We start from the raw sequence: 26,401 nt of genomic DNA, 5'->3' as shown, positions 1-26,401 counted from the left end.
ACACGAAGGGCTTCAAGTTCTCGACGTACGCAACCTGGTGGATCCGTCAGGCAATTACGCGTGCCATGGCGGACCAGGCCCGTACGATCCGTATCCCGGTCCACATGGTCGAGGTCATCAACAAGCTCGCCCGTGTTCAGCGCCAGATGCTTCAGGATCTGGGCCGCGAGCCCACGACGGAGGAGCTGGCAAAGGAACTCGACATGACCGAGGAAAAGGTCATCGAGGTCCAAAAGTACGGTCGTGAGCCGATCTCCCTCCACACGCCGCTCGGCGAGGATGGTGACTCCGAGTTCGGTGACCTCATTGAGGACTCCGAGGCGGTTGTCCCGACCGACCGCGTTGCCCACATCCTGCTCCAGGAGCAGATCCACCAGGTCCTTGACACGCTTTCCGAGCGTGAGGCAGGCGTTATTACGATGCGGTTCGGCATCAATGACGGTCAGCCCAAGACGCTGGACGAGATCGGCAAGAAGTACGGCGTGACCCGGGAACGTATCCGACAGATCGAGTCGAAAACCATGTCGAAGCTCCGTCACCCGTCCCGGTCGCAGGTGCTCCGCGACTACCTTGACTAGGAATTAAGGGTTGCCGGCCCGAGGTCGGCAATGTCGAGCCACTGGATGGAACGCGCCGCTTCTGCGGCGCGTTCCCATTCCCGGGGTAGAACAAGGTTGCCGTGCCGGTCTTGGGCGGTGTCTGCGTACCGTACGCCGCTCAGCTCGGTTTCTAGATAATGGGCAAGAAGAGCAGCGGAACACTGGGCATCGGCAATGCTCCGATGCTTCACGGGCAGCGTAATTCCCGCACGTTCCAGACAGGCGGCAAGGTTATGCCGGCCCGGCGGGAGATAGATTCGCGACTGATCCATCGTGCATACCCCCGCTGCCCGGGGAATCGTCACGGGATATCGTGCGCGAGCAAACTCGGCGTTGAGGAACCCGATATCGAACGACGCGTTGTGCGCAACGACTGCGCGCCCCCGAAGGAGCTCAACAACGCGGGGAAGCAGCAAACTGAATGCAGGGGCGGGCTCCACATCCTCGTCCGTGAGTCCGTGAATAAAGGTGGCGTCCACGGGACGCTGCGGATTGACGAGGCTCGACCAGTCACCCTGCACCAAACCGGTGGAGTCGACCAGGAGGATACCAATATCGATGACTCGGTCCCTTGTCGGATCGAGCCCGGTTGTCTCCACATCGACGACGGCATACTCCACCTGCCGATTCTCTCCCATTTCTGGTGGCGGCCCAAGTATTGCCGAAGATGAGAGGTAGGTCCCAAAGCTGTACTGGAATAGTTCAAGATTTGGGCCGCAAGCGAACTCACACGAACATCTGGAAGAAATCCGGGTGAACTGTGGTTGTATGTAAATGTGAGTACATCAGTAGTAGAACCCATGAAGTTGACGGCCATCGACCGTTGCGACGCCTGTGGCGCGCGCGCCTACGTGCGCGTCGAACTTGAATCGGGCTCGCTGCTGTTCTGCGGACACCACGCGAACCAGCACCTCGAGAAGATCGCTCCCACAGCGAAGAACGTCATCGACGAAAGGTCGAAACTGACCGAGGAGAGCACAAACTAGCGACGAGGACGCCCGCGCGTCCAGCTAGTAGATCGGGTGCAGACGCGCCCGATCCCCACGACCATGGTGCGGACCCATCAACGATGGGTCCGCACTTTCTCACATCGGCGAGGGAATACCGCGGTTTTGGCGGGATTTATCCTAATATCGAACGGTGCCTGAATATACCGCCCGACACCTGTCCGTCCTCGAAGGCCTCGAGGCGGTCCGTAAACGACCCGGCATGTACATTGGATCCACGGATTCCCGTGGTCTCATGCACTGCCTGTGGGAAATCATTGACAATGCCGTAGACGAATCGCTGGAAGGCCACGCCGACCGCATCGGCGTCACTCTGTTGCCCGACGGTTCTGTCGTCGTGGAAGATAATGGCCGAGGAATTCCCGTCGACGAGGTCCCCGGCGTGGGACTCTCCGGCGTCGAGGTCGTGTACACGAAGCTGCACGCGGGCGGTAAGTTCGGTGGCGGCTCCTACGCGGCCTCCGGCGGCCTGCACGGCGTCGGTGCGTCCGTCGTTAACGCACTGTCCCACCGGCTCGACGTTGAGGTCGATCGCGATGGAAAAACCCACCGGATGACATTCCGCCGGGGCGAGCCCGGCCAGTACAAGGATGGGCGCAAGCCCACCCCGGAGAACCCGTTCACACCGTTCACGAAGGACTCGGCTCTCGAAATCAAGGGCAAGGTGGCGAAGAAGAAAACCGGCACCCGGGTGCGCTTCTGGCCCGATCCGCAGATCTTCCCCGAGGGCACGAAGATGGACCTCGATCAGATCCTCGGCAGGGCCAAGCAGACCGCGTTCCTCGTTCCCGGTCTCACACTCGTGATTCGCGATGAACGGGGTGAGGAAGCCGTTGAAGAGAACTACCGTTACGACGGTGGTGTCGTTGACTTCGTCGATGACATTGCGCCCGATGCGGCGATTACCCATACGCTCCACATCGAGGGCAGCGGGACGTTCACGGAGACCGTGCAGACCCTCGACAAGAAGTCCGGTCACCTCGTTCCGAAGGAAATGGAGAGAACCTGTCGCGTCGACGTGGCTCTCGCGTGGGGGCAGGGCTACGAGACGACGATGAAGTCGTTCGTCAACATCATCGCTACCCCGGTGGGTGGCACTCACGTCCAGGGTTTCGAAGCGGGCGTCACGCGCGCTCTTCGCAAGCTCATCGACAACAACACGCGCAGGCTCAAGATCACGGCCAAGGATCCCAAGATCGAGAAGGAAGACATCATGGCGGGCCTGACCGCCGTCGTTACCGTCTCGCTACCGGAGCCGCAGTTCGAAGGACAGACGAAGGAAATCCTCGGAACGGGCCCCGTCCGTTCCATCGTTAACCGCGTCATCGGCGACGGCCTCATGGAGATCCTCGGGTCCTCCAAGCGCTCGCAGCGCGATGAGACAAATCGCCTGCTTGAGAAGATCGTGGCGGAGATGCGAGCGAGGGTTGCGGCGCGTCTTCACAAGGAGATCTCGCGCCGCAAGAACGCGCTCGAAACGTCAACGATGCCGGCAAAGCTGTCCGACTGCCGGTCCGAAGCAGTCGAGAACACCGAACTGTTTATCGTGGAGGGAGACTCGGCTCTTGGCACGGCAAAGCTGGCTCGCAACTCCGAGTTCCAGGCGCTCCTGCCGATCCGAGGAAAGATCCTCAACGTTCAAAAAGCATCTCCGGCCGATATCCTCAAGAACGTAGAAGTCTCTTCGATTATCCAGGTGATTGGCGCAGGATCGGGACGCACCTTCGACCTGGACGTGGCGCGCTACGGGAAGGTCATTCTCATGACCGACGCCGACGTTGACGGTGCCCATATCCGCACCCTGCTGTTGACCCTGTTCTTCCGGTACATGAGGCCACTGGTGGAAGCTGGCCGTGTCTACGCTGCGGTTCCGCCCCTTCACCGCGTCGACGTGTTTGGCAGAGGGAAGGCAAAGAACGAGGTCATCTACACGTACTCGGAAGCCGAGCTCAATGCGCTTCTTAGAAAGTTGGAGAAGCAGGGTCGTTCCTACAAGGAACCCATTCAGCGCTACAAGGGTCTTGGCGAGATGGACGCGGACCAGCTGGCAGAGACAACGATGGATCCCACGCACCGTACCCTCCGTCGCGTGTCCATGGCCGACGAAGAGTCGGTGAAGGCGGCCGAAGAAGTCTTCGACCTCCTCATGGGCAACGAGGTAGCCCCGCGCAAGGAATTCATTATTGAAGGCTCGGACGATGTTGACCGGGCAAGGATTGATATTTAGGGAGCACTGGTAAGGTGGCGAACATGGAATCGAACCGCGTGACTGCGCGTGCTGGCTCACTCGATCAGAGGCTTCGCGTACCCGACGTCATGAATTTCCCGGGCGCCCACCTGGGCCTGTCATGGGGGATGCTCGGAGCAGAAGACGTCGGCGATGTCACCGCTCTTGACGAGCGATGCAGGCCCGTGGACCGGCCCTCGACACTCCGCCGGCTCGAGGTAATAGCCCCGATCCTTGGGCTCGCCCCTACCGCCCACCGGTACGAGGTTCTGGGTGGTCGTGACTCGCAGGGCGAGCTCCGGGCAGTTGGCGTTGTGGGACTGATGGCCGGAGCCGATTCCGAGCATGTTTGCACCATTGAAGCGTTCGTTGACCCCACCTGGCGGGGCCGGGGAATCGGCCGCGCACTCATTGACTGGCAGGACGGACGCGCCCGCCAGCTCATCTCTGAGGACGGGCGGGACCTGCCCGTGTCCATCGAATCCCGCGTTGTTTCGCACCTGACAGAGCGCCGCCGCCTCCTTGCGGCGGCGGGCTTCAGCCCGCACCGCACCATCGAATACCTGGTGCGAACCGTGGATGGCTCTGAGGGACCAAGTCCGATCGTTGCGGCGAAGCTGGAAGCCGCGGGTGTTTCTCTCATCCCGTTCGATCCGTCGCTCAACGAGGAAGTTCGAACAGTGTTCAACCGTTCGCAGTCGCTGAGCCTGGGCGGGCGGCTGATGCCGGCGGAGGACTTCGCTCGCCGCGCCGATGAGATCGATCCTGCACTGTCGTACGTCGCTGTCACCGACAGTGATCGGATCGTTGTTGGCTTCCTGCTGGCACGCGTGGAGAACGGCGACTACGGCCACGAGTCATGGATCGAGTACCTTGCGATTGAGCGGGGGTGGCGTAACCGCGGAATAGCGGATGCTCTCATGTCGGAGCATCTGCGCCAATGCAATGAGCAGTCGATACCACAAACTGGGATTTCGATTGACACGAAGCTTAACGAGACTTCGAAGAGCTGGGTGACCCGCTGGGACTTTTTCCCCCGCTCGACCGATATTGTCTACGCGATCGAGATGTGATGCGGATTGAGTTAACGCGGGAGCGTCTGCCCGAGCTCATCAGCATGGTTGCCGCCATTGAGCAGCATGACCGTGCTCCGTTTCGTACGCTCCCGTCCGAGCTGGAAGACTACTTTGACTCCTCAATGGAGATGGAGTCGCTCGGTCTTGTCGTGGATGGCGTGCTAGCCGGTTACGGGGTCGTTCGGGTCCCGCGTGACGGTGGGCCGCTTCGGTGCTCCGGCGGAACGCATCCAGACTTCCGCGGGTATGGTCTCGGACGTCAAGTCATCCAGTTCTTTGATACATCCGCGAAGAAGCTTGCACGCGGTAACCCGAACGCGATCATGGAAATCCATGTCGACGAGGGTCGAGACAGCCTCATTGATCTGCTTCAGCGTGCCGAGTTTGAGCCAAGCGGCGGCTACGTTCAGCTCCGCAGGGACCTGGCCGAGCCTCGCTCCGAGGTTGAGCTACCCGGCTTCTACCAGTTGCACACCTGGGCGGATGTCATGGACACGGAGATCGGCAGGACGTACCGTGAGCAACTTGTCGAGCTCAGCGACGCACTGGAGTCCCAGTTCTTTGTGCCCGAATGGTCGTTCATTGTTGTCGACGCCAAGTCCGATCGCGCGAAGCTCGCGGCCTACATCCTGTCGCACAAGTACCAGCAGGACTGGTCCGCCTTTGGATGGTCGGAGGGCTACACGGAAGAACTCGTCGTGCTTCCCGACTATCGGGGCCTGCATCTTGCTACCGTTCTTCTTAATGCGGCGGCAGATATCTACCAGGAATCGGGTATGGAATACGCGGGGCTCGACATCAGCGTGGATATGGAGGGGGAGTCTCCGATGCTCGACCTCTTTACCCACTTTGGCTACGAGCCGGTGCGGAATACGACCCTGTACACGAAGCCCGTTTACCCGGGCGGGGAAGTTAGCTGACCGCTCCGCCGACGATGACTATCCCAGGTACGGGATCAGGTCAGTCAGATGGGTGATGGTGACAACGCCATCGCGCTTTGAGTCCACGGGGTCGCTCACGAGCAGAAAGCCCGTGGTGCCCGCTGCCTGAGCCGCTTCCACGTCGATGGGACGGTCTCCTACGGCAATGCAGGATGCCGCTTCCACTCCGTTCCTGTTCATGATTTCAAGCATCATTGTGGGATCGGGCTTGCGGGGAAAACCGTCGCCGGGGCAGATGAGGTCATCGAACCGGAGCCCCGTCGATGACAGGAGCTGCTGGGCCGATTCACGGTCGCGGTGCGTGGCTATGAGATTGCGGCCGCCTGAGTCCTGACAAATCTTGAACAGCTCCCGAGCGCCATCCATGAGCGGTGCGGGAGACACCTCCCAGCTGGCCTTCACGTCCTCGTAAACTGACTCGAATTCTTCCTTGGGGATACTGAACTTTTTTGACAGGACGTTGATGGCGTGGCCGCGTGTGACACGCGTCAGAGCCGCGGTTTCGCTTAGCGCGATGTTTTTGCCTTTGCTCTTGACAAGGTTGGTGAACGCCGCGTCTATCTGCGGGTATGTGTCGAAGAGTGTGCCGCCCATGTCCCAGATAATCGAAGTCATTCTTACACTATTCCAGAATATCGTGGTCTCTCGCTTGGTTCTCGGTAAGCTTCTGCGCTGGAGGTTATAAATGGACATACAGTCCCAAAACTTGTCCGCCCACCCATTAACGAAGGAAGAGACCGAGAGATACGCACGCTTCCTCTACAATCACCTCGAGGAGTACGGAGATCCCCTCGATGATGTCATGGCTTGTTTCGATTACGCCGCTCACCGGGGCGGGCTATTAGTCACTGCCGTGGACGATGACGAACTGCTTGGTGTTGGCATGACGAATGAGACCGGGATGTCCGGCTACATTCCCGCCAATATTCTCGTCTACCTGGCTGTCTCACCAAATGCTCGCCGTAGGGGCGTTGGATCCGCCCTGATGAATGCCGTGAAGGCCGAGACAACAGGCGGGATCGCCCTGCACGTGGAAGAGAACAATCCTGCCAAATCGCTGTACGAGAGAAGCGGATTTGACGTGAAGTACCTTGAGATGAGGAGCGCCTGATGGCACGCGTGACATTGTCGCGCTCAAAGCTCCGCACCAACTACAAAAACCTGGAAGATCTGCTTGAGAGGAAGGACGTTTCCTGGGGAGCTGTCTCGAAGCTCTTCTGCGGTGACATGTCCTTTATCGGAGAAGTCCTGGACCTTGGAATCGCCGAGGTTCATGACTCGAGGATCGCCAATCTCCGGGCAATTAAGGAACAGCATCCCGAGGTTCGCACGGTCTACATCAAGCCCGCTGCTCACTCCGCGATTTCTGACGTTGTGGCCTGGGCCGATGTTTCCTTCCATTCCGAAATGTCGACTCTGGAAGAACTCAATGGGGAGGCCCGCCGCCAAGGCACCACTCACGAGGTCGTCATCATGGTTGAGATGGGGGATCTAAGGGAGGGAGTTCTCCCCGAAGACCTCCTTGGTTTCTATCGACAAGCCCTGCAATTCCAACACATTAGAGTTTCGGGGATCGGCACGAATCTGAACTGTCTGAGCGGCGTCCTGCCCAGCGAAGAGGCCCTTGATGAGCTGGTGACGCTCCGGGATCTCCTGGAGAAGGAAACCGGGGAAACACTCGACCTCATTAGCGCGGGAACAACCGTGACGCTTCCGCTTCTGGAAAGCGGCGACCTGCCCGACGGAATCAATCACTTCCGGATCGGTGAGGCCCTCTACTTTGGTCAGAATCTTGTTGAGGAGAAGACATTTGACGGCTGGCATGATGACGTCCTTGAGCTACACGCCGACGTTATCGAGCTGCGAGAAAAGTCCATGGCACCGTCCGGTCCGATGGGAACTAATCCGTTCGGTAACGTAGCCGAGGAAACCGACGATAGGATCGCGCACCGAGCGATCGTCGACATTGGCTACCTCGACGTCAACCCGGACTTCATTGTTCCCTCACTCCCGGGGATCAAGATCATCGATGCGGCATCGGACATGCTTGTTCTTGACCTGGGGGAGAACCCGAGGGATATCGCGGTAGGGGACACCATCACGTTCCGACTGGAATACATGGGTGCCCTGCACGTGATGAGCTCCAACTACATCGGTAAGGAAGTTGTCGACACGGAAGCAGCAGGTGCCGGCATTGCTGCATGCGACATGGAGATCGCTGTCGCCAGTTAGTTCGCTATTGCCAGCGAAGAATCGCCACGAGGCAATTTCACCGCAGTAACAATGAGGGGGCGTGCCCAGGAAAATCCTGGGCACGCCCCCTCATTAGCTACTCGGAACAGTTATTGCCAAGCAGCAACACTGCAAGGTGCTGTGACGGATCGCAGGCTTAGCCGATTCCGCCGATGATGGTCGTCAGCGGGGTTCCGGAGGCGTCGCGCTTCTCGTTGACCTCGGGAAGCTCAATGGGCTGTCCGCCGGTGCCGACGGCACGCGGGTCGAGTCCGACCCAGGCGAGTGACAGCATGTCTTCGCCACGCAGGAACCGGTGGGTACGGACGCCGAGCGTGCCGCGTCCCTTGGCCGGGTAGCGGTCGAGCGGTGAGACCTTGATCGAACCCGTCTCTGTTCCCGGAATGGCATCGAAGGAGCCCGTTACCGTGACGACACGTGCCTCGGCTAGGAGATCTCCCGGGACGACACCGAGGGCGCGTACAACGGCATCCTGGGCAAGCTTGATGCCGGCAACACCCTGTCCGGTCCTGCCCTGCGGGCGGACAGCGGAAGAATCGAAGCGCAACAGGTACGCATCCGAAGTGACGAGGACAAGCTGGGCGCTATCTGCGGCATGGGAGACACCAATCACGGAGTCGCCCTCGGACAGCGTGATGATCGACCAGGTGTCCGACTTCGGATGCGTGGGGGTTACCCTCTTGATCTTGCCAAGAGACGTAGCGAGAGCGATCGGCTCCGCATCTTCCGCGAGCGAGATAAGCCCAACGGGCTCGGTGCCGGGTGGCATGAGTTCACGTATGGGAACGCCTCCCGCAAGAGAGCGGCTACCGAGCGGCAAAGCGGGCGTGTCCACCACGTCGAGGCGGTGGACTTCGCCCGTGGTGTCGACAATGCCGATTTGGCCGCGGGTGGTCGCCGCTACGGAGGACACGATTGCGTCGTGCGACTGCCTGTCGGGGGAGTCGGGGATTTCTGCCGCGCGTGCAATAAGGCCGGTGACCGACAGGGCAACGTGGCAGGGTTCGTCGCTCACCTCGACGTCCTGAATAGCGACCTGTTCGCTTCCGTCGGACTCGAGCAGAATCGTGCGGCGCGGGGTGGCAAACTTGCGGGAAACTTCGGTTAGCTCATCCGAAATGAGCTCATGAAGACGAGCCTCGGACGCCAGGATCTCCTCGAGATCCGCAATGGACTTCTGAAGTTCGTCACGCTCTGTTTCCAGCTCGATGCGAGAGAACTTCGTGAGCCTGCGGAGCCTGAGTTCAAGAATGTAGTCGGCCTGGAGTTCGGACAGGTCAAAGACAGCCATGAGCCGCTCACGGGCTGCCGCAGTGTCGTCCGACGACCGGATAACGGCAATGACTTCGTCGATGTCGAGGATCGCAATGAGGAGGCCCTCGACGAGGTGCAGGCGGTCCTTTGCCTTGCCAAGTCGGAAGCCGGTGCGGCGTTTTGTGACATTGATGCGGTGATTGACAAATACTCGCAGGAGCGGAAGGAGACCCAGTGTCTGAGGCGTTCCCTCTACCAGGGCAACGTTGTTGATCCCGAACGAGTCCTCCATTGGCGTCAGCTTGAACAGCTTCGCGAGGATCGCGTCGGGATTAACCGTGTTCTTCAGCTCGATGACGAGCCTGAGGCCGTGATGACGGTCGGTGAGGTTTTGAACGGCGGTGATGCCTTCGATCTTTTTCGACTGGACGGCAGTCTTGATCCGCTCGATGACTTTCTCGGCACCAACCTGGTAGGGTAATTCGGTGACAACAATGCCCTTCTTGCGGGCTGTGACGTTCTCGATCCTTGTTGTGGCGCGTGTCTTGAAACTGCCGCGACCCGTCTCGTAGGCGTCCCGAATTCCGGTGAGGCCAACGATCTTGCCGCCTTCCGGCAGGTCCGGCCCGGGAATGAACCGCATGATGTCGTCGAGTGTGGCATCGGGATTCTTGAGAAGGTGCTTGGCACCCGAGATGACCTCACCGAGGTTGTGGGGAGGCATGTTTGTCGCCATGCCGACGGCAATGCCGGTGGCGCCGTTCACGAGCAGGTTCGGGATAGCTGCCGGTAGTACCTCCGGCTGCAGGTATGAGTTGTCGTAGTTGGGGACCATGTCGACGGTGTCTTCGTCGAGGTCTGCGGTCATGGCAAGAGCCGCTTCGGTGAGGCGCGCCTCCGTGTATCGGGAGGCTGCCGGGCCGTCATCGAGTGATCCAAAGTTGCCGTGGCCGTCGATGAGTGGCAGGCGCTGCGTGAACGGCTGCGCCATGCGGACCATCGTGTCGTAGATGGCGGCATCGCCGTGCGGGTGAAGCTTACCCATGACGTCGCCAACGACGCGGGATGACTTGACGTGGCCGCGGTCGGGTCGCAGACCCATGCGGTCCATCTGGAAGAGGATGCGCCTCTGGACGGGCTTGAAACCGTCCCTTGCGTCGGGCAGGGCCCTGGAGTAGATCACCGAGTAGGCGTACTCCAGGAAGGAGCCTTTCATTTCTTCCGACACGTCGATATCGACGATGTTCTCGACAATATCGGTGGGTATTCCCGTGTTCTTGCTTCTTGCCATTCGACTATTGTTCCATGACGCGGGACCGCTTCCGGCGAGGCGACGCTCACTTCGTGGAGACTTTCACCCGCTAAGCTTGCTCTCATGACTCCCCGCGTGACTGATGTGCTGGCCGGTGCGGTCGGCGTCCTTGCGCAGAACCTGCCCGGCCTCGATACGGCAGCCTCCAAGGCCCGGCTGGGCCTACCAGATGCAAAACGAGTGATCGTTGTTCTTGTCGATGGCCTCGGGCACGCAAACCTGACTGCAAGAACGGGGCACGCGCCCTACCTGCGTCGGCGACTTGCGAATAGCCCCGATCCCATCCGCACGGTCTCTCCATCGACAACCGCAGCTGCCATTACCGGGCTCGGCACCGGCCTCTTCCCGGGGCAGACCGCCATGGCCGGCTATTCGCTAAGAGACCCCCGCACGGGCGAGCCCTTCAACCTCATCTCCTGGAACACGGACTTGAGGGCCGAGGACTGGCAGACCCGCCCAACGATTGCCGAGAGCCTCGTGGAAGCGGGCATGGAACTGGCGGTTGTCCAACCCGCCAAGTTCGTCGGCTCAGGGCTGACAAACGCCGCGTGGCGGGGCGGACGCCCCGTCGTTGGTGAAACCCTCGACGACCGCGTTGATGGAGCTCTGGCGGCTCTTACAACCACGAATCTGGTGTACCTGTACTGGGGCGAGCTTGACCATACCGGGCACGGTAAGGGCTGGCAGTCCGATCAGTGGATCGCAGAGCTCGAACTGCTTGACGGAGGGCTGGCCAGACTGTCCCGGCAGGCCCCGGCGGACACTCTCATTATTGTGACCGCCGATCACGGCATGATTGACGTGGAAGAACGAATCGATATTGCCGCGGTCCCGGCACTTGCCGAGGGCGTTGACCTTGTTGCCGGTGAGGAACGTGCCACCCAGGTGTACACGAAACAAGCGGATGCGGTGGCGGGCCGGTGGCGAGAATATTTGGGTGATCGAGCCCTCGTGTACACGAAGGAAGAGTGGATCGCTTCGGGCCTGCTCGGCCGAGTAAGTGACCAGACCCGCTCCGCCATTGGAGACGTCGTTGCCTTCTCTCATGGCAGACTTGGCATCGGAGATTCCCGGTTTATGAGCGCGGGAGCCCTCAGCATTATCGGCCTGCACGGGTCGCTAACCGATGAGGAAATGAATGTTCCGTGCCTAGTGGAGGTTACTTCTTGAGCGAGCTCGTCTTCTTCTCGGGAACGATGGACTGCGGCAAATCGACCCTTGCCCTGCAACTGGCCTACAACCGTAATGCTCGTGGCCTGCAGGGGCTTATCTTCTCCCGCAATGACCGTGCGGGCGAAGGCAGACTCTCCTCCCGCCTCGGGCTCGACGTCCCAGCGATCGAGGTCGGTCCCGGCACCAACATTTGGAAGCTCATCACGGATCGTCGCATGGCGGGGGACCGCGTCGATTTTCTCGTGTGCGACGAGGTCCAGTTCTATTCGATCGACCAGGTCGAGCAGCTTGCCAGAATCGTTGACGAAATCGATATCGACGTCTTCGGTTTCGGTATCACCACCGATTTCCGTACGGCCCTGTTCCCGGGCTCGGCACGCATGATGGAACTGGCGGACAGGGTCGAAAGACTTCAGGTTGAAGCCCTGTGCTGGTGCGGCGCACGAGCCACACACAATGCTCGAACCGTTAACGGCCTCATGGTGACCGAGGGTGAACAGATCGTCGTCGGCGACACCGGCTCAAAAGACAATGTTGGTTACGAGGTGCTGTGCCGAAAGCACCACCTCCGTGCGATGACAGCGGCCTCTGTTCGTGCCACGGCGCTGACGGAAGATGCGTTGCCGCTCGGTGGGCCGGGCGAATAGCCCCGGCACTCCTGAAAGGCGGTCTCGATAGCTCACATCATGCGCGGGCGGGGGAGATCGAAAGCGGGAGATCTCAAGGCCTAACGGCTGAGGTATTCGTTGGCATGCGACGGCATTACTTTTGAGATACCCAGCTAACGCCCGTCTCTCTAGGTAACGCACTAATTGAACGCGTCCACATGGTGCGCGCGAATGACTAAGTGCTCTCGCTAACCCATGACGGTCCCGGATAAGCAGCAGAACGTGCCCACTCGTCCGCAAAGGTGAGTGATTGCTGGCCGCGGGAATGAGAATGCCCCCTGTTTCTATCGGTGACAGGCACAGGGGGACATGATCGAGTGAGTGGCGCGCTACTTCTTGGGGTGTCCGAAGACGATCTCATCCCAGGACGGCATGGCGGGACGGTTGCCGCCGCGCTTCTTCTTGGGCTTGGGCGGTGTGGACTCCGAGAATAGAGTGTCGCCTTCGTCGGACTTGCCCTCTGCCTTGTTCTCTTCCTTCGCAGTCTCCGTCGTTGCCTCGGCTTCCGCCGCGGACTGGGAAGACTGTGCTTCGTCGGTCGTTTCGTTCGCGGTGTCTTCCGCCTGCTTGTCCGTAACTTCTGAGTCGGCCTCGGCTCCGGGCGCGGTGGCTGCCGACGGCATAGAGTCCTGCGTCGGCTCAGCGGCGGAGGCGGAGCGAGAGGCTCTGCTCGGGCGCGGTGGCAGGGAAAGTATGGTTGCGTCCGTCGCTTCCTCAGGGCGGGAAGCCGGGGGATGAGCGGCGGGTGGGAACTCGTCATCTTCCATGACAATCGGTTGCTTTGTTCCGCGGCGGGCGGACAGCGTGTCAAGCATGGAAACGATGGACTCTCCGGGGTCGTCCTTCGCCTCGGGTGAGGTCTCTGCGCTCTGCAGGACAACGTCCTCGTCTTCCACGCGGGAAGGTGAGGAAGCGGGGGAGGGTGCCAGGGGGCGCCACGGGGAATCCTTGACGGGGATCTCGGTTTCAGAGAGCCAGCGGGCTTCGTCGTTGAGAGCCGTCAGGGAGCTTGTCGACTGGTTGATGGTCCACACGGACCTTGTTTCGCGGCCCGCAACGGTGTACGTGGCGGTCAGCTCCCAGTTCTTTCCAACTTCGCGTTTGGCGTCCCATTCGATCGCTTCGGGGTTCACATCGCGAGACTTGAGGCGAGATGTGACGAGTTCCTCGACGGTGAGGGAGCCGATCTCGTGACCGATCCGATAGGCGCGGGCCTGGTTCGCCGCGTATTCGCGTTCGGCGAGAATCGGATACTCGTAGGGGGAGAGCTGGGAGATCGGCATGTTTGTTAGTTCGGACAGCTCTTCGAGGGACCGGCCCGCCCGGAAGTGGGCCTGGATATCCCTGGGGGACATGGGCTTTGGCTCCTCCGTCGGGCTCGGGACGCGGTCGCGGCGCAGGGCTCCGCGAAGCTCGTCGGTAATGGGCAACGAGTACCTGTTCCCGTCCGAGTCGTTCAGCGTCATGGTGTTTCCGTCGGGCTGAATCCCGAGGAACTCGAGCTCGAGCATATGTGGCCTCCTAGATGACATCTCCTCCTAGAGTGCCAGCTCAGGACATAAAAAGCGGGCAATCTTCACGGAGTGTTCACCATTCTAGCGGGCTGTCTTGACTCCGCCATTTCGGGACTTGCATAATTCGCACCAATGGGGCAATAATGTCCCCGCTACCAAGTAGGTAGCGTACCTAGGGTTTGGAAGCGTAGATAATGGCGACAGATTACGATGAACCTCGCAAGCGCGACGAAGACATGGAGGAGGATTCCCTCCAGCAGCTGAAGACCAGCCGCTCGGGCTCGCAGTCCGGTTCGGTTGATGTTGACGAGGCCGAGGCCGCGGATTCCTATGAGCTTCCGGGCGCTGACCTGTCGAACGTTGAGCTGTCCGTCTCGGTTCTCCCGGCACAGGCCGATGAGTTCACGTGCTCAGAGTGCTTCCTCGTCCACCACCGTAGCCAGCTGGCTTACGAGAAGGACGGAATGCTTATCTGCTCGGAGTGTGCGTCTTAAGAGATTCGACAAGCCGGTCGGGACGGCGGGAGCAGATCACCCAGGATTCAATGGGATCTGCGTCGTCAATGTTGTCGATCACGACCCCGGTTTTAACCCAGGGGGAGTAGCAGACAAAGTCCCGGCCGGAGGATTCGACTCCGAGCCGTTCGTGCATCCCATCCTCATCTAGTACATAGGCCTCGCCCAGATGGGCGAGGTCAATGTGTGCCCGGCCGCACTGCAACGCAATCCCGGTCGGTCCATTGCCCGCCTGGACGATCCGGACCTTGGGGGACATGGCCCACAGGACAAACGGGACAATGATGGCGAGTGCCACGATCGCAATGTAGGTGGCGGTCAGCGAAAACGGGAGCCCAAGAAGGCCGAGCATCCCGGCAATAACGGCAGCGGAAATAAGAACGGAAGCCTTCGGGGTTAGCTTCTCTGAAAAGTACGTCACCTTTCCAGGATCCCACCTCCGGGCATCACCAACAAACCTATCTGATTGGTAGGGTAGTACCGTTCAAGACTGAAAGGCGCGACCATTGGGACTTTTCTCTCGTAAGAAGAGGCAGAGCGCTGAGCCCGCAGTGGCGGACTCGGCTCAGGAATCGGCGGAGTCGGCGGTAGAAACTCCAGCAACCGACGGCCCCTTCGACATTGCGGAGGCACCCTCCGTTGAGGGAATGCACAATTTCGGCGTGCTTTACCTCCCGAAGCAACAGGGCGTCCGCGTCCAGTTCACGATCAACAAGAGAACCCGTGCAGCCATGGGAGCACTTGTTCAAATGCTCGGCTCCTCGCTGACCCTCAACGTTTATGCGGCACCGAAGACCGCTGGCCTGTGGCCCGACGTGCGCGACGAAATGGTTGACTCCATTACCAAGGATGGCGGCAGCGCGAACTTCCGCGAGGGCCCGTTTGGTCCCGAGGTGGAGGCCACCATTCCAAAGAAGGACGTCAACGAAGTCCGACACGTCCGCTACATTGGCGTCGACGGCCCCCGCTGGTTCCTCCGCGCTGCGGTGGAAGGCCAAGCCGTCATGAACACCGAGACTCGCGAAGCCATCTACGACTACCTGCGCAAGGTCGTGGTCGATCGCGGCTCCGAGGCTCATCCCGTCCGGGATCTTCTGGCTTTGGATATGCCGGAGGCAGCTCAGCAGCGTGTCGAAGAGAAGCTCGGCAAGGTTCCAGTGAAGAAGCCGCGCGGGCCGGAGCTTCCGGAGCTTGCGTGAGGATCGCCGGTGAGGTCGAGATCACGGGCAGGATCCAGGCGCTGACACTCCCGGCAGTGGGTTTCCATCCCACCTTCAAAGTGCGGCTCGCCAATGACGAACTGACCGTCGACCTCGTCTTCGTCGGCCACCGGTCCCTCCCGGGCTTCCGGGTCGGCCGGCACATGACTGCGCGTGGCAAGATCGTCGCGGGTGACCACCCCGTTATCTACAACCCCATCTACTGGCTGAAAGCGGATGCCTCATGAGCGAGCGAGATAACCCGGACAACACCGTCCCGGATGAAACGCCGGCCAAAAAGACGGGCATAGCTTCCGTCGTTGCCGAGGACTTCTCGGTATGGCAGGCCGTCGGCGGTGTCCGCGGCCTCGCGGAGGCCGTCCTGCCTTCCGTTCTCTTTGTCATCGTTTTCCTGGTCACCAGTGAAATTGTTCCCGCCGTTGGCACGGCCATTGCCGTCGTCGTTATCTGCCTCGCGATCCGCCTGATCCAGCGCATCGACATCACGCCCGCTCTTGGCGGTGCCTTCGGTGTTGCCATCTCGGGTATTTGGGCGTGGCGTTCCGGAGAGGCCGAGAACTATTTTGCGATGGGACTGTGGACCAACGGCGCCTACCTTGCCGTCTTTCTCATTTCCCTCATTGCCACCTGGCCACTCATCGGCGTTGCCGTGGCACTGCTGCGTGGCGAGGATCAGTCGTGGCGCACGGACCCCGAACAGGCCTCCCGGAAGCGCCGCTACTATACGGCCACCTGGCTCTGGGTCGGACTCTTCGGGCTCCGCCTCGCCGTGCAGCTACCGCTTTACCTTGCTGACGATCAGGTCGGTGCCCTCGGCATCGCCCGTATCGTCATGGGCCCCTTCCTCTTCGCCATCGTCGCCTGGCTTACCTGGATGCTCTGTCGCGAACCTTCCGAGGTCCTGGCACCCACGGCAGGCCGGGCAGAAGGCGAGCACCGCGAGGCGGGGTCAGATACTCGGCACGTCGAGCGCGGTGATCGTGCCTCGGAGCGAGTCGAAGAGGCCCCGCGCGACCCGGCGAACCACCCGGATTCATCCTCCGCACCGAATTCGTAGAGACCGCTAAGTTTCACCGTCGTCTGCATGGCTCTGCCAACGATTGACACCATACGCAGCGCATTGACCCCACAGGTCTTCTGTCCCGTGGGGTCAATGCCGTTCTTAATTGCTTGAGCTTGTTGCTACGGGGTGGGGCTTTACTCGTCGTCGATGTCTTCGTCGTCGGGGCCGCCGGAGCCCATGAGTTCACCGATGAGGTCGAGGTCGAGCTCGGCCTCTTCGGATAGCAGGATGAGGACCTGGTCGCCGGCTTCCAGGGTGAGGTCTCGTTCGGCTGGGAGCGGCTGACCGTCGCGCACAACCGTGGTGAGAACGGCTCCCGGCGGGAGGACTACTTCACCGATTGATAGGCCTACCACGGGTGCGCTGTCCGGCAGGTTAGTCTGGAAAAGAGAAGCCCCCGACCGGTGGAAGTTCGCCATCTTCACCAGGTTGCCTTCGGAGACGGCTTCCTCAACGAGCGACGTCATGATGCGGGGCGTTGACACCGGTACGTCGACGCCCCAGTTCTCGTCGAACAACCACTCGTTACGGGGGTTGTTGACGCGAGCAATGACCCGCGGAACCCCGTAAACAAGCTTGGAGAGCATGGAGACCACAAGATTCGACTTGTCGTCTCCGGTAGCCGCGACAATGACATCGCATTCGTCGATCCCGGCTTCCGAGAGCGCCTTCGGATCGCAGGCATCGGCGAGGAGCCACTCGACGTCAGGAACGGAGGCCACTCTCATTGCGGAGCGTTCTTTATCAATCAGGGTGATGTCATGAGTCTGGGAGGATAGCTCGCGAGCAATTGAACGACCGACGGATCCGGCTCCGGCAATGATGACTTTCATTCGGTCACCTCCGACGGGCCGTCCGCGAGGACCGCTTCGATCCTGCGAATATGAGTGGGGGAGGCGGCCACTCTCACTTCGTCGCCCTGCTGGATAACGGTGTCGTAGCGGGGGAGAACTCCCTCGCCGCCGCGTACGAGGAAAGCCACCCTGAGCGGTAGCAGGTCTTCGAGCTCTCCGATGGACCGACCAAGCCACGACTCGCCGACCTGGACGTGGTAGACGGATAGGTCGGCCGTGGAATTGCGGAGCTCAACCTGTGCGGGCAGGGGGATAAGCCTGCGCATGACCTGATCGGTTGTCCACGACACGGTGGGAACAGTTGGCACTCCGAACCGTTCGTAGATGGCGGCTCGTTCGGGATCGTAGATGCGGGCAACAACGTTGGATACGCCGAATGTCTCGCGTACCACGCGGGCAGCGATGATGTTCGAATTGTCGCCCGAGGAGACGGCGGCGAAGCCTTCAGCTTCCGCAATACCAGCCTCTTCGAGAGCTTCGCGGTCGAAGCCAACCCCGGTAACCTGCTGGCCCGAGAAATCGTCCGGGAGCCGGGAGAAGGCCTCGGAGTCCTGATCAATGATGGAGACGGAGTGACCGCGTTCGCTCAGCTCAATTGCGAGCGTGGCACCCACCCGACCACATCCCATAATGACGTAGTGCACGGTATGTTACGCTACCGCACCGGGCCGCGTGGCGTAGCCTGAATCCATTATGAATGTCGCATCCGCACCGAGTGAATTCCGGCGGCTCCGGATCGTCACCACGATCGGTCTCGCCTTCCTCGCTCTTATTCAGACCCCGCTGTCGATCACGCGTGCGGGGCTTGGCGCGACCATGTCGGAACGGTACTGGGGCGCCCTCGCTATCGGACTGGTTGTCCTCATCGGTATAGGTGCCGGCTACCATCTGCTGACAAAGGTTGTGCAGCGCACCGCCGACCACCAGCTGGTTGCTCGCTACGTCTCCGACAACCTCTCGGTCGTCGCCGCAGCCGCCAAGCTTGTCGGCTACGTTCTCGTTGTTGTGCTGGCCGTCGGATTCGCGGTGACCTCGTTCGTTCACCTGCTGAACCTTGAAACCGCGTCGGTTCCAGTAATTCAGTCGATTGTCATTCTTGTTCTCGCGGTCCCGTCCTTCGCTGGCTGGCAACCCCGGTCGCGAACCCTGTTTTTTGCCATGGTCCCGGCAGCGCTTGCGATCGTTGCTGTTCTCGTTGCCGGGCTCTTCCTCGAGCTCGTTGACGGGATCGATAGCGCAGGCCACGCCGCGGGCGGTATAGCGGTGACGTCGACGAATGCTGGGGTGTCGTGGCCGCTCGGAGAGGCCGCCCTGGGCGCTTGCCTACCGGCGGCGCTTATTGGGCTTATGACGGAGCGATCCTTCGGTGAGGCGACCACGAGAAGGATCGAGGTCCGAGCCCTCCTCAAGGTCCTTATTCCGACGCTGCTTCTCATCACGGCAACGATCTACCTCGTCCAGATTGCCACACTGTCACCCACGACCCGGCTTTCACCGATCCTGGTGATGGCGGAGATGTTCCTTGGCGGGGTGGCGGCTGCCGTTGCGGGAATTGCGTTCTGTGCGGGAGGGCTCGCTATCGGGCTTGCCGCATACTCGCAAGTGAATCTGCTCCTGCGTTCCCTGGCTACCGACGGGATTCTGCCAAGGCAAATGGCGGCGGCGGATGCGAGGGCGCCGAGGCGCTTCGTGGTCTCCATCATCGCGGTTCTCTGTGCCGGTGCCGCATACTTTGCCGAGACCTCTCTTGGCGTTTCAACGAGCCTCGTCCTTATCCTTTTTGCCTGCTTCGTGATGACCATGGCGGCGCTGGTGGCACGGGGTCGGAAAGTTCGGCGGGACTCGACTGTTCTCGCCGAACGCAATGGCGCGAAGGCATCAATCCGCTGGGGCCTGCTCCTCGGTGTCATGGCGCTTGTTATCATCCTCATCTCGGCCGTTGTGCAACCGGGGCACACACTCATTGCCGTTCTCGTTCTTGCGGTTCCCAGTGTTGTCCTACTCGCACAGCGCCGGGGTCGGGGCAAGATCGGCAAAACCCTTGCGGCCAGCGACCTGACCGAAGGTAGGACCCTCCCAACACGCGTCCACGCCATCGTCCTCGTTGAGCGACTCGACAGGCCCACGCTGCAGGCCATCACCTACGCCCGCGCCACCCGTCCGTCGACGCTAACCGGTCTTGTGGTTGACGTTGACCCGGCAACGACCGAGGCATTGAGTCGGGACTGGACAGAGGCGGAGATGCCGGTGGAGCTCAGGATTCTTGGCACCCCCAGGGGCGCGGCACGCCGACCGGTCATTGAGCATGTTCGCTCGCTCCGCGCGGGCTCTCCGCGCGATATTGTCATCATCTATGCCCCGAGAGTCGTGTCCTCATCCGCCGCTTGGCAACGGTTCTTTGTGCGGCACTCGACTCCGGCGCTATTGTCAGAACTTAAGCTCGAGCCCGGAGTGATCGTGGCCGAGGTCCCCTACCAGCTGGAAGACGTGGAAGAACAGTGAGAATTGACATCGAGGCAGGCCAGCCGGTTCACGGGGGATACACCCTGGCAAGAATCGACGGACGCATCGTTCTCGTCGAGGGCGCAGCCCCCGGAGAGAAAGTCGAAATAGAAATCGATGACACCCAAAAGCCCTGGCGCGGCACGGTAACCGCCGTGCACGAGCCGTCCGCCGATCGTGTCCCTCATATCTGGGACGTTGCCGGCGGCGCCGAGCTTGGCTACCTCAAGCGCTCCGCGCAACTCGATTGGAAGACCGCGGTCCTCAACGACGCGATCGACCACCTTGGGGGAGGCCTCGCAGACCACCTCAAGCAGGGTGGCCTGACCGTCAAGGTCAACGAGGTCGGCCCGGGCCTTGGCACGAGAACCCGGCTTGACCTCGAGGTGGACGAGTCCGGCAAGCTCGCCATGTATGCGCACGGCACCAACACCCTGGTCCCGATCGATTCCATGCCGCTTGCGGCTCCCGCAATCAACGACATTATTGCCGACCAGGAAGCCTGGACGGGGACCTGGCAGCCCGGCGATAGCGTCCGCATCCTTGCACCGAGCGGGCAGGGCCCCGCCGTAGCCGTCGGTAAGGACGTCTACCGGGCCCCGGGGCAGAAGACCTCCTCCCGCGTGATGGAGAGGGCCGCCGGTTACACGTGGGAAGTAACCGCCACAGGCTTCTGGCAAACCCACGAGAAGGCCCCCGTCACTCTGCTCGACGCCGTCATCAAGGGCGCCCGCCTGCGCAAGAGCGATCGCGTTGCCGAGTTCTACGGTGGAGCCGGCCTCTTTACGCTGCCGCTTACGAAGCAGGCGCGTGCGGTCCGCATGTGGGAAGGCAATGCCGGCGCTGTGAGGGACGCCAAGCGCAACGCGCCCGATGCGAAGATCACGCAGAGCCCGATCAATGCCAAGGTATTGGCCGAAGGCTCCAGGGGAGCCGACGTTGTCATTGCCGATCCGTCCCGGTCCGGGCTCGGCATTCCAGGGGCCAAGGCACTCGCAGCATCGGATGCTCAAGCCATTGCTCTTGTGTCTTGCGATCCCGCAGCCCTGGCACGCGACGTCTCCGCGATGGTCGAAGAAGGTCGAACCGTCCAGTCGCTTGCCTCCTACGACCTATTCCCGCACACCATGCACATCGAGGCGGTAACGATTCTCAGCTAGCCGCGGAGTCCACTCATGAGACAGAAGCTCATGAGCGGGCCCCGGCAAGCGGACAGGTCTGAGGCTAGGTGAACTGTGCGCGTGAACTGTGTAGAACCGCGGCATCGGCCCCAACCTGGGACGGGCTTCGGTCCCAGCCGGGGCGGGCACCGAAGCTGAATTAGTGCGCTCAATGTTGCTGAAAGGCAGGCGGTTCCTGATGTCTGGTCACGTGCGATTGACTGGGGGAGTACCTGCACGTTTTGTGCAAAGGGTGTCCGACATTGGGAGCCTCGTGAAACACTGGCAGGAGCGGCCCTCCGGCACAATTTGAGTACTGGATTATGTCGTAACTTGAGCAAAGTGCGGCGGGTCTTCGGTTGTCGTAGGGCTCCAAATGAGATATCTTGAAATCGAGATATCGCGGTTTCGGCCGCTTGGATTGAGGAGTTAACGTGAGCGTTGACAGTTTTGGAGCAAAAGCCTCCCTGAGCGTCGGGGAGAAGGAATACGATATTTACCGTCTCGACGCGGTTCCCGGTCTTGACAAGCTGCCCTACAGCCTGAAGGTTCTCGGCGAGAACCTGCTGCGCACCGAGGACGGTGCGAACGTCACCAAGGACCACATCAATGCCCTGGCAAACTGGGACCCGAATGCTGAGCCGTCCGACGAGATTCAGTTCACCCCGGCCCGCGTTGTCATGCAGGACTTCACCGGTGTTCCCTGTGTCGTCGACCTGGCAACCATGCGCGAGGCAGTCGTCGAGCTCGGTGGTAACCCCGAGTCGATTAACCCGCTGAACCCGGCCGAGTTGGTCATCGACCACTCGGTCCAGATTGACGTGTTCGGCACCAATCAGGCTCTCGAGCTCAACATGGAGCGCGAGTACGAGCGTAACGGTGAGCGCTACCAGTTCCTGCGCTGGGGCCAGGGAGCCTTCGAGAACTTTAAGGTCGTCCCGCCCGGCACCGGTATCGTCCACCAGGTCAATATCGAGTACCTGGCACGCGTGACGATGGCATCCGAGGAAGACGGCAAGACCGTTGCCTACCCGGACACCTGTGTCGGCACCGACTCGCACACGACGATGGTTAACGGCCTCGGCGTGCTCGGTTGGGGCGTTGGTGGCATCGAGGCCGAGGCAGCGATGCTCGGCCAGCCCATTTCCATGCTGATCCCGCGCGTTGTTGGCTTTAAGCTCAAGGGCGAGATCCCCACCGGTGCAACCGCAACCGACGTTGTTCTGACGATCACCGAGAAGCTCCGTGAGCACGGCGTTGTCGGCAAGTTCGTTGAGTTCTACGGCGAGGGCGTGGCCGAGGTTCCGCTCGCCAACCGCGCCACGATCGGCAACATGTCGCCCGAGTTTGGCTGCACGGCCGCAATCTTCCCGGTTGACGACGTCACCCTGTCGTACATGCGCCTAACCGGCCGTAGCGAAGAGCAGATTGCTCTCGTCGAGTCCTACTCGAAGGAGCAGGGCCTTTGGCACGATCCGTCGGTTGAGTCCGAGTACTCGGAGTACCTCGAACTGGACCTGTCGACGGTTGTTCCGTCGATTGCCGGCCCGAAGCGTCCCCAGGACCGCGTCCCGCTGTCCGAGTCGAAGGAATCCTTCGCGGGCACCTTGCCCGACTACATTTCGGGCAAGGGCGTGGAGCCGACCGAGCTCGACCGCGAGATCGCGTCGACGATGGATGCGTCCGATCCAATTTCGCCCGAGGGCCACTCCGTTGAGGGTGACTCCCGCGAGGTCGCAGTTAAGGCAGCGACCCGTCCGCACCGCACGGTGTCAATTACGATGCCCGATGGCACGAAGACGACCCTCGATCACGGCGATGTTGTCATTGCCTCGATCACGTCCTGCACGAACACCTCGAACCCCGAGGTCATGATGGCGGCGGCGCTGCTTGCTAAGAAGGCCGCTGACCTGGGCCTGAAGTCGAAGCCCTGGGTGAAGACCTCGATGGCTCCCGGCTCGAAGGTTGTCACCGATTACTACGAAAAGGCCGGCCTGTGGCCGTCGCTCGAAGCGCTCGGCTTCAACCTTGTTGGCTACGGTTGCACCACCTGCATCGGTAACTCCGGCCCGCTCCCCGAGGACATCTCCCGCGTTGTCAACGAGGAAGATCTCACGGTTGTGTCGGTGCTGTCCGGTAACCGTAACTTCGAGGGTCGCATCAACCCCGACGTCAAGATGAACTACCTGGCGTCCCCGCCGCTCGTCATTGCCTACGCACTGGCCGGCACGATGGACTTCGACTTCGACAACGAGCCCCTCGGTCAGGACCACCTCGGCAACGACGTGTTCCTCGCCGACGTGTGGCCGAACCAGGAAGAAGTTCAGCAGACGATCGACGCCACGATCGACTCCGACATGTTCACCCGCAACTACGGTTCGGTCTTCGACGGCGACGAGCGCTGGCGCTCGCTCGACACCCCGGAGGGCAACACCTTCGTGTGGGAAGACGACTCCACCTACGTCCGCAAGGCACCGTTCTTTGACGGCATGGGCCTCGAGCCCGAGCCGGTTGAGGACATCGTCGGTGCGCGGGTTCTTGCCAAGTTGGGTGACTCGGTCACAACCGACCACATCTCCCCGGCAGGTGCAATTAAGGCTGACTCGCCCGCGGGTCGCTACCTGACGGACCACGGCATTGCGCGCAAGGATTTCAACTCCTACGGCTCGCGCCGCGGTAACCACGAGGTCATGATTCGCGGTACGTTCGCGAACATCCGCCTGCGTAACCAACTTCTCGACAACGTTGAGGGCGGCTACACGAAGAACTTGCTGACCGGTGAGCAGGAGTCGATCTTCGACGCCTCCGAGGCATACCGCGAGGCCGGTGTTCCGCTCGTCGTTCTCGGCGGCAAGGAATACGGTTCCGGTTCGTCCCGCGACTGGGCCGCGAAGGGCACGTCCCTCCTCGGCGTCAAGGCAGTCATCACCGAGTCGTTTGAGCGCATTCACCGCTCGAACCTCATCGGCATGGGTGTCCTGCCCCTCGAGTACCCGGCTGGCAAGACCGCCGACTCGCTCGGACTGGACGGCACCGAGACCTTCTCAATCTCGGGCATCACCGCCATCAACGATGGCCCGACCCCGAAGACCGTCAAGGTTGTCGCAGTCAAGGAGAACGGCGAAGAGGTTACCTTCGACGCTGTTGTCCGCATCGATACCCCCGGCGAGGCCGACTACTTCCGTCACGGAGGCATCCTCCAGTACGTGCTGCGTTCCCTCGTGAAGTAACGAGACGCAGGTAAAAGTACCCTGGGTGGGCAGCGATCGTCAGGTCACTGCCCACCTTTCCTTTGCGGTTTTGCGCCATGCCACAGTGCAGGTTCCTGGCGAGGCAGGTGTGTGCTTCGAACGGGCGTGGGCTGGGTGGCCAGCTTCGATAGGGGGATGCGCTGCAAGGAGTCGCCGGGGTGCCGTGCTCGATTGGATCGCGGAGCTTGATCGGGTCGTGGGCCTTGATCGGATCATGGAGCTCGATTGAGTTGTGACGTTACTGCGATGAGCGGGCGCGGGCCGGTTAATAAGAGCGCAAAGGATGTGCCGGAGTCAGATTTGTTGCGTGACTTCGTTGTTCGTTCGGCAACGCGAGGGCTCTCGGCATGGCCGGCAATCGACGCTTAGGCCTAGTGTTTAATTGACCAGTGTCAAGTAAATACAGTGAGAATCGGATGGGATGCGCATGCGGCCGGTCGTGAACTGGATGGAGGAGCATCAGGTTGTGCTCTACATTACCGGGCTCGTTCTCGGTGGTTTGGTCGGGCTGGCCTGGCCCGAGGTTGCATACCCGGCAGAGCTCGCGATCCATCCTGTGTTGGCGCTGTTGCTCTACGCCACGTTTCTCGGCATTCCATTTGGACGGATCGGCCGAGCATTCAGAGACTGGCGTTTCCTGTCGACTATTCTCGTCACGAACTTCGCATTCGTTCCGCTCCTTGTGTGGCCACTGACGCAGATTGTCGCGAATGACCAGGTCCTCCTTGTCGGCGTACTTTTCGTGCTCCTAACCCCCTGCATCGATTACGTTATTGTCTTTGCTGGCCTTGCGGGCGGCGACGCGGAGCGGCTCTTGGCGGCCACTCCGTTACTCATGATTGCCCAGATGTTCCTGCTACCACTGTATTTGTGGCATTTCGTTGGCTCGGACTTTGTCGGCTCCGTAGAGTTCGAGCCTTTCGTTGAGGCATTCGTCCTCATGATCGCCCTGCCCCTCACGGCCGCCGCTTTCACTCAATTTGCTGCGGCCCGCTTGCGGATTGCAGGGAAGGTTCGAGCAACTGTCATGGGCTTGATGGTGCCGCTGATGGTTGTCACGCTAGCCACCGTGGTTGCCTCCCAAATAGCGCGGGTGAGTGAGAGGCTCGGGTCCCTCCTTCTCGTCGTTCCGGTCTTTGTCCTTTTCGCCGCGATCATGGTCGCAGTTGGGACCGTCGTTGGCAGGGTCGCCGGTCTGGATGTGGCCGGTCGGCGTGCTCTCGTATTCAGCGGGGTGACTCGCAACTCGCTGGTCGTACTTCCGCTTGTGCTCGCCCTTCCTCCGGCTTTGGACCTAGCGTCGCTGGTCGTGGTCACCCAGACGCTTGTCGAACTCGTTGCCATGGTCTTCCTTGTCCGGCTGGTGCCGCGTCTCGTGCCAACCGGTGAATAGCTCGAGGCCGAAACACCCGCGCTAACGGAGGGGGGTCTCGCTTGGGTGTCTTCTTCCCTCGAAAAGATCCGAGTATGAAGCAGTGATTTGGGTGCGAAGGATCGACCTTGCGGGTAAGTGCAAAAACGGGTTGCATGTGGGTCGCGCAGGTCAAAGGTGCTACAGTGCGCACCGTTTTCCCTCGTAACGTGATGCGACACGGGGAAATGTGCCCGCGGTGAGCATCAGGTCACTGCTCATCTTCCCTGTGCAGACTTCACGCGTGGCCGCAGGGTCGTCTTCTCGCTTCTCCTTGCGGCTTCGCGAGGGTGCTGCTTCGTGGGTGGCAGCTAAGTAGAGCCGCCACGTCCGCCGGTCAGCTAACCGGACGGGGGAGATGTCCACGTGTTACAAGTCGCGATAGTGGACTGTCGCGGTGA

At 61.0% G+C, this 26,401-nt stretch carries 24 protein-coding genes; 17 read left to right on the top strand and 7 right to left on the bottom strand.

The window, feature by feature from the left end; genetic code table 11:
* Positions 1-578: RNA polymerase sigma factor (locus ACTHUY_RS03135; protein WP_441677643.1), on the top strand; the 578-nt coding region annotated here is incomplete at its 5' end.
* Here the strand turns inward: ACTHUY_RS03135 and ACTHUY_RS03130 are convergent.
* Entirely contained in the window at positions 575-1,219 is a 645-nt protein-coding gene (locus tag ACTHUY_RS03130; protein WP_441674985.1) for a 3'-5' exonuclease, read from the bottom strand. The two genes, ACTHUY_RS03135 and ACTHUY_RS03130, sit on opposite strands and share 4 nt — an antisense overlap.
* A gap of 180 nt (positions 1,220-1,399) precedes the next feature.
* Between ACTHUY_RS03130 and ACTHUY_RS03125 the strand changes: the two genes are divergently transcribed.
* The 4 genes from ACTHUY_RS03125 to ACTHUY_RS03110 all read left to right on the top strand — a co-directional run bounded on the left by ACTHUY_RS03125 (position 1,400) and on the right by ACTHUY_RS03110 (position 5,829).
* Positions 1,400-1,585: a DUF7455 domain-containing protein gene (locus ACTHUY_RS03125; RefSeq protein ID WP_441677641.1), complete on the top strand. Its 186-nt coding sequence runs from the start codon at positions 1,400-1,402 to the stop codon at positions 1,583-1,585.
* A 154-nt stretch (positions 1,586-1,739) separates the two neighbouring features.
* A complete protein-coding gene (locus ACTHUY_RS03120) occupies positions 1,740-3,833 on the top strand; it encodes a DNA gyrase/topoisomerase IV subunit B (RefSeq protein WP_441654194.1) in 2,094 nt (697 codons plus the stop codon).
* Positions 3,834-3,856: 23 nt separating this feature from the next.
* Entirely contained in the window at positions 3,857-4,906 is a 1,050-nt protein-coding gene (locus tag ACTHUY_RS03115) for a GNAT family N-acetyltransferase (protein ID WP_441674982.1), read from the top strand.
* Positions 4,906-5,829, top strand: a complete 924-nt coding sequence (locus ACTHUY_RS03110) for a GNAT family N-acetyltransferase (protein ID WP_126703184.1) — start codon at positions 4,906-4,908, stop codon at positions 5,827-5,829. Before ACTHUY_RS03115 ends, ACTHUY_RS03110 begins: the two co-directional genes overlap by 1 nt.
* 18 nt (positions 5,830-5,847) lie before the next feature.
* Here ACTHUY_RS03110 and ACTHUY_RS03105 read toward each other — a convergent pair whose 3' ends face one another.
* Complete coding sequence (locus ACTHUY_RS03105; RefSeq protein WP_441674981.1) at positions 5,848-6,465, bottom strand: HAD family hydrolase; 618 nt, start codon at positions 6,463-6,465, stop codon at positions 5,848-5,850.
* A 91-nt stretch (positions 6,466-6,556) separates the two neighbouring features.
* Between ACTHUY_RS03105 and ACTHUY_RS03100 the strand changes: the two genes are divergently transcribed.
* Together ACTHUY_RS03100 and ACTHUY_RS03095 are read left to right on the top strand one after the other, a co-directional pair.
* Positions 6,557-6,961, top strand: coding sequence for a GNAT family N-acetyltransferase (locus ACTHUY_RS03100; RefSeq protein ID WP_441677639.1), 405 nt, complete (start codon positions 6,557-6,559; stop codon positions 6,959-6,961).
* Positions 6,961-8,082, top strand: a complete 1,122-nt coding sequence (locus ACTHUY_RS03095) for an alanine racemase (RefSeq protein WP_441674978.1) — start codon at positions 6,961-6,963, stop codon at positions 8,080-8,082. Before ACTHUY_RS03100 ends, ACTHUY_RS03095 begins: the two co-directional genes overlap by 1 nt.
* A 157-nt stretch (positions 8,083-8,239) precedes the next feature.
* On the opposite strand, the gene ACTHUY_RS03090 is transcribed toward ACTHUY_RS03095, so the two are convergent.
* The gene (locus ACTHUY_RS03090; RefSeq protein WP_441654199.1) at positions 8,240-10,648 is read right to left on the bottom strand and encodes a DNA gyrase/topoisomerase IV subunit A; all 2,409 of its coding nucleotides are present in this window, start codon (positions 10,646-10,648) and stop codon (positions 8,240-8,242) included.
* Between the two features lie 84 nt (positions 10,649-10,732).
* On the opposite strand from ACTHUY_RS03090, the gene ACTHUY_RS03085 reads away from it, so the two are divergent.
* Positions 10,733-11,839 carry an alkaline phosphatase family protein gene (locus ACTHUY_RS03085; RefSeq protein ID WP_441674975.1) on the top strand — a complete coding sequence of 369 codons (1,107 nt, stop codon included), beginning with the start codon at positions 10,733-10,735 and terminating at the stop codon, positions 11,837-11,839.
* Positions 11,836-12,489 (top strand): thymidine kinase, encoded by a 654-nt coding sequence (locus ACTHUY_RS03080; protein WP_126703190.1) that lies wholly within the window; start codon positions 11,836-11,838, stop codon positions 12,487-12,489. The genes ACTHUY_RS03085 and ACTHUY_RS03080 overlap by 4 nt, the downstream gene beginning before the upstream one ends.
* Before the next feature lie 350 nt (positions 12,490-12,839).
* Here the strand turns inward: ACTHUY_RS03080 and sepH are convergent, their stop codons facing one another.
* Positions 12,840-14,021: a septation protein SepH gene (gene sepH / locus ACTHUY_RS03075; RefSeq protein WP_441674973.1), complete on the bottom strand. Its 1,182-nt coding sequence runs from the start codon at positions 14,019-14,021 to the stop codon at positions 12,840-12,842.
* A 197-nt stretch (positions 14,022-14,218) separates the two neighbouring features.
* Between sepH and ACTHUY_RS03070 the strand changes: the two genes are divergently transcribed.
* A complete protein-coding gene (locus ACTHUY_RS03070) occupies positions 14,219-14,518 on the top strand; it encodes a DUF4193 domain-containing protein (protein ID WP_441654202.1) in 300 nt (99 codons plus the stop codon).
* Here the strand turns inward: ACTHUY_RS03070 and ACTHUY_RS03065 are convergent.
* Positions 14,493-14,960, bottom strand: coding sequence for a DUF3093 domain-containing protein (locus ACTHUY_RS03065; protein WP_441674970.1), 468 nt, complete (start codon positions 14,958-14,960; stop codon positions 14,493-14,495). The two genes, ACTHUY_RS03070 and ACTHUY_RS03065, sit on opposite strands and share 26 nt — an antisense overlap.
* Positions 14,961-15,045: 85 nt before the next feature.
* On the opposite strand from ACTHUY_RS03065, the gene ACTHUY_RS03060 reads away from it, so the two are divergent.
* The 3 genes from ACTHUY_RS03060 to ACTHUY_RS03050 are packed head-to-tail and all read left to right on the top strand — an operon-like array spanning position 15,046 to position 16,816.
* Positions 15,046-15,738 (top strand): DUF3710 domain-containing protein, encoded by a 693-nt coding sequence (locus tag ACTHUY_RS03060; RefSeq protein ID WP_441654204.1) that lies wholly within the window; start codon positions 15,046-15,048, stop codon positions 15,736-15,738.
* Entirely contained in the window at positions 15,735-15,986 is a 252-nt protein-coding gene (locus tag ACTHUY_RS03055) for a hypothetical protein (RefSeq protein ID WP_441654205.1), read from the top strand. Before ACTHUY_RS03060 ends, ACTHUY_RS03055 begins: the two co-directional genes overlap by 4 nt.
* Positions 15,983-16,816, top strand: coding sequence for a DUF3159 domain-containing protein (locus ACTHUY_RS03050; protein WP_441654206.1), 834 nt, complete (start codon positions 15,983-15,985; stop codon positions 16,814-16,816). Before ACTHUY_RS03055 ends, ACTHUY_RS03050 begins: the two co-directional genes overlap by 4 nt.
* Before the next feature lie 140 nt (positions 16,817-16,956).
* Here ACTHUY_RS03050 and ACTHUY_RS03045 read toward each other — a convergent pair whose 3' ends face one another.
* Together ACTHUY_RS03045 and ACTHUY_RS03040 are read right to left on the bottom strand one after the other, a co-directional pair.
* The gene (locus tag ACTHUY_RS03045) at positions 16,957-17,655 is read right to left on the bottom strand and encodes a potassium channel family protein (protein ID WP_126703196.1); all 699 of its coding nucleotides are present in this window, start codon (positions 17,653-17,655) and stop codon (positions 16,957-16,959) included.
* Entirely contained in the window at positions 17,652-18,320 is a 669-nt protein-coding gene (locus ACTHUY_RS03040; RefSeq protein ID WP_126703197.1) for a potassium channel family protein, read from the bottom strand. The genes ACTHUY_RS03045 and ACTHUY_RS03040 overlap by 4 nt, the downstream gene beginning before the upstream one ends.
* Positions 18,321-18,369: 49 nt before the next feature.
* Between ACTHUY_RS03040 and ACTHUY_RS03035 the strand changes: the two genes are divergently transcribed.
* From ACTHUY_RS03035 to ACTHUY_RS03020, 4 genes are all read left to right on the top strand, one after another.
* Positions 18,370-20,178: a hypothetical protein gene (locus ACTHUY_RS03035; protein ID WP_126703198.1), complete on the top strand. Its 1,809-nt coding sequence runs from the start codon at positions 18,370-18,372 to the stop codon at positions 20,176-20,178.
* Complete coding sequence (locus ACTHUY_RS03030) at positions 20,175-21,338, top strand: class I SAM-dependent RNA methyltransferase (RefSeq protein WP_441674969.1); 1,164 nt, start codon at positions 20,175-20,177, stop codon at positions 21,336-21,338. The genes ACTHUY_RS03035 and ACTHUY_RS03030 overlap by 4 nt, the downstream gene beginning before the upstream one ends.
* Positions 21,339-21,772: 434 nt before the next feature.
* Complete coding sequence (acnA, locus tag ACTHUY_RS03025; RefSeq protein ID WP_441677636.1) at positions 21,773-24,568, top strand: aconitate hydratase AcnA; 2,796 nt, start codon at positions 21,773-21,775, stop codon at positions 24,566-24,568.
* 442 nt (positions 24,569-25,010) lie between these two features.
* Positions 25,011-25,982 carry an arsenic resistance protein gene (locus ACTHUY_RS03020; protein ID WP_441654210.1) on the top strand — a complete coding sequence of 324 codons (972 nt, stop codon included), beginning with the start codon at positions 25,011-25,013 and terminating at the stop codon, positions 25,980-25,982.
* The last annotated feature ends 419 nt before the right edge of the window (positions 25,983-26,401 follow it).

Source organism: Flaviflexus sp., from assembly GCF_052087705.1.
Taxonomy (GTDB): Bacteria; Actinomycetota; Actinomycetes; order Actinomycetales; family Actinomycetaceae; genus Flaviflexus; species Flaviflexus ciconiae.
This window is presented reverse-complemented; position numbering and strand designations above follow the sequence as displayed.